Below are 12,909 nucleotides of genomic sequence, written 5' to 3' on the forward strand. Positions count from 1 at the left end.
GCTTACAGTGCATTATTAGTCAAACACTTGCTTTGCTGTTAAGTCAAGGGCTTTCAAAATTTGTATTAGTTGTTGCTGTTACAGGATTTTAGTAAAAATTTAAACATTATTACAGCAGTACAAATTAATTCAAAATAGTTAGGAATATGCCGTTAGTATTTTGATTTCTTATGTTTTGTAAATCCTAACGAGGCATAAATGTTAAATTTATCGTTTATTTGGGAAAAACTAATTTAGATAGCTGTTAATGTAACATTTTATAGGAGCACTTTGTTGTGAGATTGGTAATTTTAGGAGGTTCGGGTTCAGGTAAAAGTACGCAAGCAGAGATGCTTTCTACGAATTTGAATATTCCTATAATTTCCACAGGTGAAGTTTTACGGAAAGCAATTTCTAATTCTTCTGATTTAGGAGTTCGCGCTCAACCATACTTAGAAAGTGGGGAATTGGTACCAGATGAAATGATGATTGAGTTTATTCGAAATTACCTCAAAGAACCAGAATTTCAAACTGGTTGGTTGTTAGAAGGTTATCCTCGTACAGCTTTTCAAGCAGAAGAACTGGATTTTTTGTTGGAGGAATTGGGACAACAACTAAATTGGGCTATTTATTTGAAGGTAACAGAAGACGCAATGATTACTCGTTGTTTGGATCGTTCGCTTCCAGACGATCAACCAGAAATAATTCAACGTCGCATTGAATTATTTTACAAGCGTACTGTTCCTATCCTTGAATATTATGACCGGCGTTGTCATTTGTTGAAGATTGATGGTGTTCAAAGCTCCGAAGAGGTGCAGCGAAGTATCAGAAATTTAATTTAAATCTCTCTGATTTTAGTTGCATAATACCTCAACCATTGATTTATAAAGCCTTTAGGCTTATCTAATAAGCTCTACATAGATGATTGCACAAAAACAATCAAATCATCTACATATAGTAGTCGGTGATTTTCATATCAAAAAATAAATATACGACAGTTATTATCTGAAGCAAAACTGTGAGTTTTTTTACTTCAATTAACATTTTTCTTAACTTATTTGATTGCTGAAGTATGTTTCACAGATAAACTGTTATTACTAAATATCAAAATATAAGCTTCAAAATATCGACTTTAAAATATTCACCTGAAAATATAATCTTCAAAATGTATTCAGACTTAAGAATACATTAATATACAAAATTTATAATTAAATTTTATTGTATGTGTTCTGAGTATTTACATTAATCCAGGTTACAAAAAGATTAACAAATAATAAATAACATTGAACAATTTTAGATGTCAGTCACTTATTTAAGTATTCTCAAACTAAGCTACAAAATGTTGAGTTTAGTAACAAAATTAACTGTAAAATTAATTTTAGTTCGGATCGTAAACTTATCAAATTACTTACATTCTTAGCATCTTACTTTTTATTACGGCTAAAATTATTAGTTCTGTAAGAACTGAATAAATTTAAGAATTATTTTAGCTAATTTTATTGAGAAATCTTCTTGGATATGTAGTAATATTTATAACGCGATTTAATTTGTTAACTCACAAGTCAATAAATTACTTACTATAATTGCAATGGATCAAGATTTAAGACATTAATTGTAACGTACTTACATATTAGGATTAAAAAGGTAAATCGATATATATACTTAGAAATATAAGAGAAATACAATTTTAGACATAAGTCATAATTTTAGAAAATTATAAGTTTTCATCGATGGGAAAAGCTCTAAAGTTTTAATACAGAGAAACTAAGTTTTATAGATAATCTTCCAATTAAGTGAATATCCATTGTTCTTATTAACGATTATTGGATGTGCCAATGAAAGTTTTTAAAACGATTAGAACTTTTCAATCACTATAAACAGAATCAAGTCTCAAAAATGTCTCAAAGATATTTAAGTAGTATTTCTCACGGCACTGTCAGAAAATATGAATAAAGTGAAAATATTTTAACTGGGAGGATTTAATTACTTAGGGAGGAGGAGAATGAAAAAGAAGCAGTTAAAAATTAGTCATTTTTAGTCTGTACTCAAACTAACTTAACACTACAAAAAAATGCGTCGATGTCTTACAGTGAAAAACCGGAACAAACTCCAGGATAAACTTCACGTTCGCGAACAAGTTACATCCCAAATCCAGGAAAAAAATTGTCCATTACAACAAGTACTCAATTTTGAGGCATCAGTCAGACGGATTACTGAAAAAATTCGTGATAGTTTAGATGAAAGTCAGATTTTACAAACAGCAACTGAAGAATTAGCCAGAGTACTTCAGATTGAGAGTTGTCATATTGAGCTTTACGATCAATATCATACAACTGCGATTGTTGCTTATGAATGTAGTAATATAGTATCTAAATCCCAGGGAATCAGTATAAGAATTGCAGACTTTCCTGAAGTTTATCAACAATTATTACAAAAAAAATCTTTACAATTTGTTGAAAATATTCCAGATTTAAATCATAAAATAATTCAATCCGCTTGCTTAGCTTGCCCTATTTTTGAAAGTCACGGAGTGGAAGGTATTTTAGGTAATCTATGGTTGCTCAGACCTAGAGAAGAAATATTTAAAGATGTTGAAGTGCGTTTGGTACAACAAATAGCTTCCCAGTGTGCGATCGCTATTCGCCAAGCACGACTTTATAAAGCTTCACAAATACAGGTTGAGGAATTAGCAAAACTGAATCGTCTTAAAGATGATTTTCTCAAAAGTGTTTCCCATGAGTTACGAACACCTATGAGTAGTATTCAACTTTCTATCCAAACTTTAGATAAGTTATTCGAAGCAGAAACTAATATCAAAAAATCACCTAAACTAGCAAAAGTTATAGATATTTTTCATCATGCTTCCCAAAGGTACAATAAGTTAATTGATGACTTACTCACAGTGTGTCATATAGATGCAGAAGCTGAAAGTTTGACTTCTGAAGTTATCGATTTAAATATTTTGATTCCGGAAATTGTGGAACCATTTTTTCTGGTAAGCAAAAATCAACAACAAGAATTAATAATTGACATAGAAAATAAATTACCTTTGTTAAAATCTGACGTTTCGATGTTGAAGCGGATTTTACATGAATTACTAAGCAATGCTTGCAAGTATACGTCAAATGGAGAAAGAATAATTGTTATTGCTAAGTCACATTTTTCAAAATTAGAGATTAGCGTTTTTAATAGTGGTGTAGAAATCCCACCAGAAGAAGTAAAACATATTTTTGATAAATTTTACCGAATTCCCAAAAATGACCCCTGGCGTTATGGTGGGACTGGTTTAGGGTTAACACTTGTCAAAAAAATGGTAGAACTTTTAGGTGGCGAAATTAATGTAGAAAGTCAAGATAGCCAAACAAAATTTTCTGTTTGTTTCCCTAGGGATATAACTTAATTTAGCTTGAGACAATGTATAGTAATAAACCTTGTAACAAAGATGGTTGAATAATTTAGAGAAATTTTTGTGAAAAGATTGTCTTTTCGTTGTACCTTGTATTAAGTTTTTGAGGCATCTCAGATGGTTTGGCAGCGTCCGGACAATCGGCAACCCTATCAACTTCGTCCAGTTAGTTTTGAAAAAGGTTTTACTCGTTTTGCTCCCGGTTCTGTGCTAGCAAAATGTGGTGATACTAAAGTCCTTTGTACTGTCAGCGTTAATGAAGGAGTTCCCAAGTTTCTTGCAAATACAGGGAAAGGTTGGTTGACAGCAGAGTATCGCATGCTACCTTCTGCAACGTCACAAAGACAAGCAAGGGAATTTTTAAAGCTATCTGGAAGAACACAAGAAATTCAACGTTTGATTGGGCGTAGTTTAAGAGCGGCGATTAATTTAGAAGCTTTAGGAGAGCGAACTTTAATAGTTGATGCAGATGTATTGCAAGCTGACGCAGGAACGAGAACCACAGCAATTACAGGTGGTTTTGTGGCGTTAGCAGATGCAATTTCTTATTTGCTAAAACAAGGAATTTTAGAAAAATCTCCACTTGTAGGACAGGTTGCAGCGATATCTGTAGGTTTGTTGGAGGGAGAACCTTTTTTAGATCTCAATTATGAGGAAGATGTGGCGGCTAGCGTTGATTTTAACGTAGTCATGAACCAAAATTTGGGAATTATTGAAGTTCAGGGAACTGCTGAAGAAGGGTCTTTTAGTCGCAAACAATTAGATGGGCTTTTGGATTTTGCAGAAAAAGGTATTCAGCAATTATTAATTGCTCAGCAAGATGCTATTCCTGATTGGAATAAAATTTATCAAGTTTAGTGTTTTGATTGGTAATGGCTAATTGGTAATTGGTAATGGGTAATGGCTATTGGTGATGACCAAAACAGCTGTTGCTCTTTTTGCATTTAAATACACCGATGAATCTTCCTGTTGTGAACGAGATAATATGCGTTCGAGAGAATAATTTATTAATTTACTTTATCTCTATTTTTTTACCCTTGACTTAGAGTGTACTCTAAGTTACAAACTAAGTTTTATAGAAGTAACATCTTGTCTGTTTAATTACAACCTCGATAAAATTCTCACTACATCAACACTGGTTCCATACTTAGTTGCATTATCGATGGTAATTACGATATATTTCTTTTGTTCGGCTTAATCGAACAATGTTTGAGAACAAACTTCTTGTTAATGCCATAAATATATTGGAGATCCATTATGTCATCAGCTGTACCAGTAGTAGATAATAAAGTTGCCTCACTATTTCAGCCCTTAGATCTGGGTGCAATCCGTTTGCAAAATCGAATAGTGATGGCACCTCTAACCCGAGGTCGAGCAGGGGTTGAGCGAGTCCCAAACAACCTAATGTTGGAGTATTATACACAACGTGCAAGTGCAGGTTTAATTATTACTGAAGCAACACAAATATCGGAACAAGGTATAGGTTGGACTGACACACCAGGAATTCATACCGCAGAACAGGTTAAAGGTTGGCAAAAAATTACTGATGGAGTTCGCAAGCAAGGTGGAAAAATTTTCTTGCAACTATGGCACACTGGTAGAGCTTCACATCCAGATTTTCAACCTGATGGTGCGACACCAGTTTCAGCCTCAGCAGTGAAGCCTGCAGGTGAAGTCCGTGTTCCTACAGGTAAGAAACCTTATGTAACTCCTCGTCCTCTGAAAACCGAAGAAATACCATCGGTAGTGCAGCAATATGTTGATGCAACAAAAAGAGCCCAAGAAGCTGGGTTCGATGGTGTAGAAATTCACGCAGCGAATGGTTACTTAATAGATCAATTTTTGCGAGACTCTACTAATCAGAGAACAGATGCTTACGGTGGGAGTATTGAAAATCGTGCTCGATTTATGTTGGAAGTAACAGAAGCTGTAGTGGATGCTTGGAGTTCGGACAGAGTAGGTATTAGATTATCGCCAACAAATACCTTTAATGATATGAGCGATCGCGACCCTGTTGCTCTATTCAGCTATGCGACCGAAGCACTCAACCAATTTAATTTAGCTTATCTTCACGTTTTGGAAGCATTACCAGGTCACATGTTAGCAAACGATATTGGAGAACGCGTAGCTCCCCACATGCGAAGAGCATTTAAGGGTACATTTATGATTAACGGTGGTTATGATGCTCCCATGGGTGCTGAAGCAATTGACAACGGTGAAACAGACTTAGTGGCCTATGGCGTCCCTTTCATTGCGAATCCAGACTTACCAGAACGCTTTCGCCAGAGCGCACCGCTAAACCAGCCCGATATTTCTACATTTTATAGTCCGGGTGCTAAAGGTTATACAGATTATCCAGCGTTGTCAGTTAACAGTTAACTGTTTATGGCTAACGCCACGCCCTTACGGGCTACAGTTAATGCGCAATACCTACAGTACGCTTACCCTAGGTCGCGCACGCCATAGCTAGAAGCTCAGCCGACGCCGCAGGCTCTAACTGCGCTACCTACGGATCGGATGAATCCCCTAACAGTTATTTATGGCTTACGCCATACCCTTAGGAATGTGGATTAAATAAAGTACAAAAGTAGGGTGCTGTTAGCATCGCGTAACGCACCATTCCAAATTTCAGAATTACAGGTTATTAAATTCTCATTCCTTACAGGCTAGAGTTCCTAATCCCAAATCGCCAGTCGCCAATCCCCACTCTCCCACTTTCCTTAAAAGTTTCAAAAAGTAAAGCACATACCATAATAATTTCGCTATCGTATTGCCAGAAGAGAAGTCGGCAATATAATGACAATAGCGATGAACAAAAAGATTGAAGTTTTATCAGACAAACCAGCATTAGTAAACAGAGCCCTGGAACTAATTCTGTCCAAGATAGAACCAGCTATTCAAGAAAGAGGTCAATTCACCATCGCCTTGTCTGGTGGTAGTACACCCAAGCCGTTGTACGAAGCGATCGCAACTCAAAAACTACCATGGGATAAAATTCATGTGTTTTGGGGAGATGAGAGATATGTTTCCCCAGATCATCAAGACAGCAATCAATTGATGGCTCGCCGTGCGTGGCTAGATAAAGTGGAAATAAGTGAAAGTAATATTCATCCCATGCCTACCGATGCAGCAGAACCAAGCCAAGCAGCTGTAAAATATGAGGAACACTTACAAAAATTTTTCCAGGTATCCCCTGGAGAATTTCCAGCTTTAGATGTTAACTTGTTAGGGATGGGCGATGATGCTCACACAGCTTCTTTATTTCCCCATACAGAAGCACTCAATGTAAAAGATCGCCTAGTAACAGTAGGCAATAAAGATGGAAATTCTCGCCTCACCTTTACATACCCATTTATTAATGCTGCTAGGTGCGTAATTTTTTTAGTTGCTGGTGAGAACAAAAAACCGGCATTAGCTCAGGTCTTCGCTCCCCAAGCAGACTCATCCACCTATCCATCTCGCTTAATCCAACCCCAAGGCGAACTTTGGTGGTTACTCGATCAAGCAGCAGGTAGTGAAGTCGCCCATCAAAAATAGGGTTTAATTCGCGCAATTTAATCGTAAAGTTTATTTTGTGAAACTGTAAGTTTATTTTGTGAATATGAGTCATGCTAGCGTTTCCTGCAGGGTGTGTTAGCCCATAGTTTTGCGAGCATAGCATGACCCCAATTGTTATGTTTGGAGTTATGAGTATCGAAAGCTAAAATTGCTCAATACTGTGCTTGCACAACTTTAAGATTAAGATGATGAATAAGGGCTTAATTCCATGATTGTCTGTCCAAATTGCAGCCATCCCAACCCAGATGGTGCAGTGCAATGCGAAGCTTGTTATACTCCTTTACCAATGACAACAAGTTGTCCTAACTGTGGAGCAACAGTTCAAGCTGACGCTTCCTTCTGCGGTCAGTGTGGTTATAACCTTCGTTCGGCTGCTAGCGCTAATGCTGCACCCACAATTGCTCCCGATATTTCTCCTTTGGAAGTACCACCTTTGGTATCTCCCGATCCAATTCCATCATCAGAGCCAGTAGTTATAACCACATCTAGCGATCCCCAATTTCCAGATCCTTCACCTTTACCACCCACAGCAGTTGCAGCTCCCAACTCACAACCAGAAATTTTTCCAGCTAATCCTGAAGAAGCTGCGGAATCTCTATTAGACCCGATGTTTCTGGAGCAAGAGGAAGTTTCAGCACCAGAACTTCCGAATTCAGAACCTACTGAAGCAGAAGCAGAAAGTTATGCTTCTGAGGTTCCTGACGATCTATTTCCACAAATTCCAGAAGGTAGCGTTCCTCCACCAGTAATTAGTCCAGAAGTACCAGATTTTCAGGTAGAAGCACCATCTCCAGATCCAATTCAAGCACCAATATCCCCACCACCCCCATCACCTGCGCCAGCAGCGAGGACACAACTGCAACAGGTATGTGGAAGATTAGTTCACTTGCAAAGCGATCGAGAAATCGAACTACCACAAAATCTTTCTGTAATTCATATTGGCAAACCTAACGACCGTATTCCTCCGGATATTGATGTATCAGGTTTTCCTAATTCTGAGATTGTTTCGCGGATTCATTCAGATATTCGCGTTGAAGGAGATGCCTACTATATAGAAGATGTGGGTAGTTCCAATGGAACTTACATCAATAACTTACCCTTGTTACCAGGAAACCGGCACCGTCTCAGACCTGGCGATCGTGTAAGCTTGGGTAAAGGAGATTTAGTAACTTTCTTGTTCCAAATTTCCTAGCAAATCATATTTCTAATTCTTGTCCCCAAAACAACTCTGGTTGATAAATATATTTTCTCCAGATGTTGAGGGGATTTGTTATTGGTCAGAAGTCGTAGAGACGTAGCATGCTACGTCTGTACAGGAGTCAGAAGTCAGAAATCAGAAATCAGGAGTCAGGAGTCAGGAGTCGTAGAGACGTAGCATGCTACGTCTGTACAGGAATCAGGAATCAGGAATCAGGAATTGGGAATTGGGAATTGGGAGTTAACAATCAGCAATGAAAAGTGATAATTGACTCGGCAAAAATATAAATTCAGTATCATAAACGACAAAACAACAAAATAACCTTATTAATTAATTCCGAAACACAAAAAAAACAAAAGTTAGGATAGAAAAAAGCTCACTATTATTAATTGGGTTAAAAATTAAAGGTTACCAACCCATGAAGGAATCAAAAAAATATTTAGAATATTTATACTCTAGTCAAGCTCCCAGCGTTGTAAGTCGCATGGGATTTACTTGGCTGATTGCAGCAGCATTTGTAACGATTATTTTGTGGCAAATACCTGCAGGAGACTACATTTTATACCCATTTTCAATTTTGGCAACCTGGTTCCACGAAATGGGTCATGGTTTGATGGCATTATTATTGGGGGGAAATTTTCAGCAGCTACAAATTTTTTCTAATGGTTCAGGTGTCGCGACTTACAGTTTAGCCAGATCCTTAGCACCGATTGGTCCATCACTAGTTGCAGCAGCAGGACCTATGGGACCACCAATTGCTGGTTCTGCTCTGATTTTAGCTTCCCGTAGTTTTAAAGCAGCTTCTTTAAGTTTAAAAATCTTAGGTGGATTCTTAATATTTTCAAGTCTTGTGTGGGTAAGGTCGCCTTTTGGTTTGATCGCAATACCTGTTTTGGGTTTAATTACTTTATTGGTTGGTTTGAAAGCACCTCGTTGGTTGCAAGGCTTTGCAATTCAATTTCTGGGTGTCCAAGCTTGTATTAGTACATTTCACCAACTTGACTATTTATTTAGCTATTCTGCTGGGAATTTGGGACTTTCCGATACAGCACAAATTCAAAATAATTTGTTGTTACCTTATTGGTTCTGGGGAGGATTAATGGCGATCGCATCCTTTGCAATACTATTTCAAAGTTTGCGGATCGCCTATAGCAAGGGACAGTGAACAGGGAACAGTTAACAGTTAACTGACAACTGACAACAGATTCACCCAAATGGTTGACCCCAATATTGCCAATTTTCCTTATTAAATGGGGGCTTCCATTTTTGAATTAAGGCTAATTCTAGGTCTTGTCTGGGTCGAGTTTTTTCTGGTGCATCCCACCAAAAAGCTATGTTGACTGCTGTATTTAACTCGTATTTGTAATGTAAATCCAGATACTTTTCAATGTAACGTTTACAATCGTGGGTTCCTTTCCATCTTTTGTTTGATTTACAAGTTTCACCAATATAAAGCAGTAGATCGGTAGCCATATCCATAACAAAATAAAGACAAGCTTGACCGGGACTATCCGTTGGTAAACGATAAAATGACAGTGGTGACGGTTTGAGAGTAAAAGGATCGATAATATCTGGATCGACATGTTTTGGAGATTCACAAAAAACCACAGCCGGTGAAAGTGCAAATAAACTTTCCTGTTTTACCGGTTGGGTTTTTTTAATCCTTTGTTGGTGGGAAAATATTCGCATTTTCCACTTACTTAAAGCAGCAACATCCATGGTTAAAACCGGTGGTTTGTTGCTGGGAATAGTATTAATCTCTGATTGTGAGAATAAGTCGAGCTGATTGGGTTTCAAGGCATTCCCATTGAATGCATCTTGGGAATGTTAACACACATGGGGATTGGCGGCTGGCGATATGCCGTAGGCATCTGCTTTGCAATTAGGAATTGGGGATTTGGGATTGGAAATGAAACGATACCAATTACCAATTACCATATGACACTTACGCGTCACGCTTCGCTAACACTGCGTTAGCAGTACGGGCGTATACCCATGACCCATTAACTATTACTTCAGTTCAAAACATAATCGCGATCGCAGACAACCCGAAAGCCACAAGCATAACCAAAAATGTTCGGTTTGCGTAAATCTCGAGCAGCAGAACGACACTTCTCAGGAGCAACATTCCACGAACCACCCCTTACCACTCGAAAAGAATCAGGTTTGCTGATCCAAGGGCGACTATCAGTAGGAGCTTTGTGATAATTTGCATGCCAAGTATCTTGACACCATTCCCAAACATTACCATGCATATCATATAACCCGAAAGCATTAGGCAGAAAACTTCCTACAGGTGTAGTTCCCTGAACATGCTTACTTCTGGGTCCAGAAGCATAGGTTTTAGTAGTGTCGTAATTAGCAAGTTTAGCATGAATGGTTTCACCAAAATGAAATGGTGTAGTAGTTCCGGCTCGACAAGCATATTCCCACTCAACTTCACTAGGTAAACGATAGGTTTTGCCGGTAACTTGAGTTAATTTTTCACAAAACTCGACTGCTTTGTGCCAATTTACTCTATCTACGGGTCGCCTTGCTCCTTTAAAATCAGAGGGGTTTTTACCTATTATTTTTTTATATAGCTCTTGGGTAACTTGAAATTTACCGATGAAAAAAGGATCGACCTTAACGTGATGTAGTGGTGCTTCATCATTTCTTCTTCCTTCCTCGGTTTTTGGCGAACCCATGCGAAATTCACCCCCAGGAATTTCTACCATCTCTAATACAAGACCATTTCCTAATTTTTCCGCAAAACACCTCGTACGAGCAGGACGACGATTAGTAACTTCTCCACGACTATTAACTGTTACGACTTCAAAGTCAAAAGTCTCGAGATTGAATCCCTGATTATTTGCAGTCGGAGTTAGTTGGGGAAATACTTTTGGGGGAATTTTTGTTGTAGATACCTTGGGTTCGATAGCAGTCCCAGCTACTTTCTTATTACGATCGGAATTTGCTCTGATGATGGTTTGTCCTCCAACCGCGAACAAAAATCCACCTCCAGCCAAACCGAGGACTTCCAAAGTTTTGCGACGCGAAAGATACTTCCCTTTCCCAGATAAAGGTAAAGAAGGTATTGATACTTGATGTTCGTTAAGATCGGAGCTTAAAGCCTTTAATGCATCATGTGCGGAAGAATAACGTAGGCTATGATGACGCCGCACCATCGTGTTGATAATTTCTCCAAAGCGCCGACTAACTCTCGCTTGGTTTCGCCAAATAATTTCCCCTGTCTCGGGATTTTCTTCTAACTTAGAAGGCAAAATTCCAGTTAAAGCCTGAATTGCAGTCATCCCTAAAGCATATATATCACTTGCCAAACAGGGTCTACCCAAACTTTGTTCACTGGACATATATCCCGGTGTTCCAATGATAACGCTCGAAGCAACTTGACCTTGACTATCTACTAACAAACTTCCTATTTCTTTCACCGCGCCGAAATCTATGAGGAAAATTCTGCCATCAGCATTACGTACCAAATTTTGGGGTTTGATATCGCGATGAATAACTCCGTACCGATGAATAAAAGAAAGTACCTCCAAAACTTCTTTTAAGAATCCAGTTACATAACCTTCACTTAGACGTCTTCCTGGAGATATTTCCTCACTCAAATTTTGTCCGTCAATAAATTCTTGAACGATATAAAGACTTGGACCTTCTCGAAAATGATCTAGCAATTGAGGTATTTGAGGGTGCTTCCCCAACTTGCTCAAGGTAGCTGCTTCCTTCTCAAAACAATCTACAACTTCAGGGTAAGCTTGATTAGGACGTAGTTGCTTGACTACGCACGAGGGATTATTTGGTTTCAAAAGGTCTCTTGCAACGTAAGTAATTGCAAAGCCTCCCCCACCTAATTTACGGGTAAGTTCATAGCGTCCTGCCAGTATAGTCACGGTTCAATAGAATGTTTCAGACCTTGGTTAGTTCAGAGTATAAATGTAGGTCTGAGACTCTGACAAGAAGATAAAATGAAGAACAGCAATTTTTATTTCATTAAATTTTATATATTAAATTAATTTTCAATTAATATTCTAAAAGTAATGAAAATCATTATCGCTAATTAACTATTCTTTAATATTTCTCTAATGGTTTTCACTATTTTTTCTGGTTGCTTTGAAATATCTACTGTTGGGATACCAGAAGGTTCTTCCAAAACATCAAATTGATTTTTCAAAAGTCTTTCCGACATAAAATGATTTTCACGTTTTTTTAAGCGCTTTTGAATCAATTCAAAAGATCCCTTGAGGTAAATAAATTTGATATTTTTTCTGTCTGTTAACAGCAACTGGCGATAACTTTCTTTTAAAGCCGAACAAGCCATTACTATATTTTGATTTTCCTCCAACCATGTGGCGATCGCATCTGCGATCGTTTGCAACCAGGGTATTCGATCACTATCCTCTAAAGGAATTGCAGCCTGCATTTTTTCAATATTTTTTGCTGAATGGAAGTCATCAGCATCATAAAATTGCCAATTGAGTGAGTCTGCAAGTTGTTTACCAATGGTAGTTTTACCAGAACCAGACACACCAATGAGGATTATTATCATGGGGATTGGGGAGTGTGGGGAGTGTGGGAAGTTTGGGGAGTGTGGGGAGTTTAACACTCATTACCCATTACCAACTACCCATTACCCAACACGTGTTTATTTCAATAAAAAGCGCTTCACAAACATCACCGTAGAGTAAAACTGAAAGTCAACATTTTTCTTCTTACTAAAGCCATGTCCTTCGTCCTTCGCCATTAAATACCAAACAGGGACATCATT

At 37.9% G+C, this 12,909-nt stretch carries 11 protein-coding genes; 8 read left to right on the top strand and 3 right to left on the bottom strand.

Annotation, left to right across the window (positions count from 1 at the left end; translation table 11 throughout):
• Positions 1–275: 275 nt before the first annotated feature.
• From QNJ50_RS06860 to QNJ50_RS06895, 8 genes are all read left to right on the top strand, one after another.
• Positions 276–821 (top strand): nucleoside monophosphate kinase, encoded by a 546-nt coding sequence (locus QNJ50_RS06860; protein WP_300633474.1) that lies wholly within the window; start codon positions 276–278, stop codon positions 819–821.
• Between the two features lie 1,229 nt (positions 822–2,050).
• Positions 2,051–3,379 (top strand): GAF domain-containing sensor histidine kinase, encoded by a 1,329-nt coding sequence (locus QNJ50_RS06865; RefSeq protein WP_300633475.1) that lies wholly within the window; start codon positions 2,051–2,053, stop codon positions 3,377–3,379.
• A 123-nt stretch (positions 3,380–3,502) separates the two neighbouring features.
• Positions 3,503–4,243 carry a ribonuclease PH gene (gene rph, locus QNJ50_RS06870; protein ID WP_300633478.1) on the top strand — a complete coding sequence of 247 codons (741 nt, stop codon included), beginning with the start codon at positions 3,503–3,505 and terminating at the stop codon, positions 4,241–4,243.
• A gap of 399 nt (positions 4,244–4,642) precedes the next feature.
• Positions 4,643–5,764 carry an alkene reductase gene (locus QNJ50_RS06875; RefSeq protein ID WP_300633480.1) on the top strand — a complete coding sequence of 374 codons (1,122 nt, stop codon included), beginning with the start codon at positions 4,643–4,645 and terminating at the stop codon, positions 5,762–5,764.
• A 429-nt stretch (positions 5,765–6,193) separates the two neighbouring features.
• Positions 6,194–6,922: a 6-phosphogluconolactonase gene (gene pgl / locus QNJ50_RS06880; RefSeq protein ID WP_300633481.1), complete on the top strand. Its 729-nt coding sequence runs from the start codon at positions 6,194–6,196 to the stop codon at positions 6,920–6,922.
• Positions 6,923–7,151: 229 nt separating this feature from the next.
• Positions 7,152–8,135 (top strand): FHA domain-containing protein, encoded by a 984-nt coding sequence (locus tag QNJ50_RS06885; RefSeq protein WP_300633483.1) that lies wholly within the window; start codon positions 7,152–7,154, stop codon positions 8,133–8,135.
• A gap of 107 nt (positions 8,136–8,242) precedes the next feature.
• Positions 8,243–8,398 carry a hypothetical protein gene (locus tag QNJ50_RS06890; RefSeq protein WP_300633485.1) on the top strand — a complete coding sequence of 52 codons (156 nt, stop codon included), beginning with the start codon at positions 8,243–8,245 and terminating at the stop codon, positions 8,396–8,398.
• 161 nt (positions 8,399–8,559) lie between these two features.
• Positions 8,560–9,306: a M50 family metallopeptidase gene (locus tag QNJ50_RS06895; protein ID WP_300633487.1), complete on the top strand. Its 747-nt coding sequence runs from the start codon at positions 8,560–8,562 to the stop codon at positions 9,304–9,306.
• A gap of 41 nt (positions 9,307–9,347) precedes the next feature.
• On the opposite strand, the gene QNJ50_RS06900 is transcribed toward QNJ50_RS06895, so the two are convergent.
• The 3 genes from QNJ50_RS06900 to QNJ50_RS06910 all read right to left on the bottom strand — a co-directional run bounded on the left by QNJ50_RS06900 (position 9,348) and on the right by QNJ50_RS06910 (position 12,690).
• Positions 9,348–9,938 carry a GIY-YIG nuclease family protein gene (locus QNJ50_RS06900; RefSeq protein WP_300633489.1) on the bottom strand — a complete coding sequence of 197 codons (591 nt, stop codon included), beginning with the start codon at positions 9,936–9,938 and terminating at the stop codon, positions 9,348–9,350.
• Between the two features lie 218 nt (positions 9,939–10,156).
• The gene (locus tag QNJ50_RS06905) at positions 10,157–12,034 is read right to left on the bottom strand and encodes a bifunctional serine/threonine-protein kinase/formylglycine-generating enzyme family protein (RefSeq protein ID WP_300633491.1); all 1,878 of its coding nucleotides are present in this window, start codon (positions 12,032–12,034) and stop codon (positions 10,157–10,159) included.
• Positions 12,035–12,201: 167 nt separating this feature from the next.
• Entirely contained in the window at positions 12,202–12,690 is a 489-nt protein-coding gene (locus QNJ50_RS06910; protein WP_300633493.1) for a gluconokinase, read from the bottom strand.
• Between the last annotated feature and the right edge of the window lie 219 nt (positions 12,691–12,909).

The organism is Mastigocoleus sp. MO_188.B34, from assembly GCF_030065675.1.
Classification (GTDB): Bacteria; Cyanobacteriota; Cyanobacteriia; order Cyanobacteriales; family Nostocaceae; genus Mastigocoleus.

Coding starts and splice junctions, on each gene's coding strand:
- QNJ50_RS06910 (WP_300633493.1), bottom strand. CDS start 12,690: ATGATAATAATCCTCATTGGTGTGTCTGGTTCTGGTAAAACTACCATT.
- pgl (WP_300633481.1), top strand. CDS start 6,194: ATGAACAAAAAGATTGAAGTTTTATCAGACAAACCAGCATTAGTAAAC.
- QNJ50_RS06865 (WP_300633475.1), top strand. CDS start 2,051: ATGCGTCGATGTCTTACAGTGAAAAACCGGAACAAACTCCAGGATAAA.
- rph (WP_300633478.1), top strand. CDS start 3,503: ATGGTTTGGCAGCGTCCGGACAATCGGCAACCCTATCAACTTCGTCCA.
- QNJ50_RS06890 (WP_300633485.1), top strand. CDS start 8,243: ATGCTACGTCTGTACAGGAGTCAGAAGTCAGAAATCAGAAATCAGGAG.
- QNJ50_RS06895 (WP_300633487.1), top strand. CDS start 8,560: ATGAAGGAATCAAAAAAATATTTAGAATATTTATACTCTAGTCAAGCT.
- QNJ50_RS06875 (WP_300633480.1), top strand. CDS start 4,643: ATGTCATCAGCTGTACCAGTAGTAGATAATAAAGTTGCCTCACTATTT.
- QNJ50_RS06885 (WP_300633483.1), top strand. CDS start 7,152: ATGATTGTCTGTCCAAATTGCAGCCATCCCAACCCAGATGGTGCAGTG.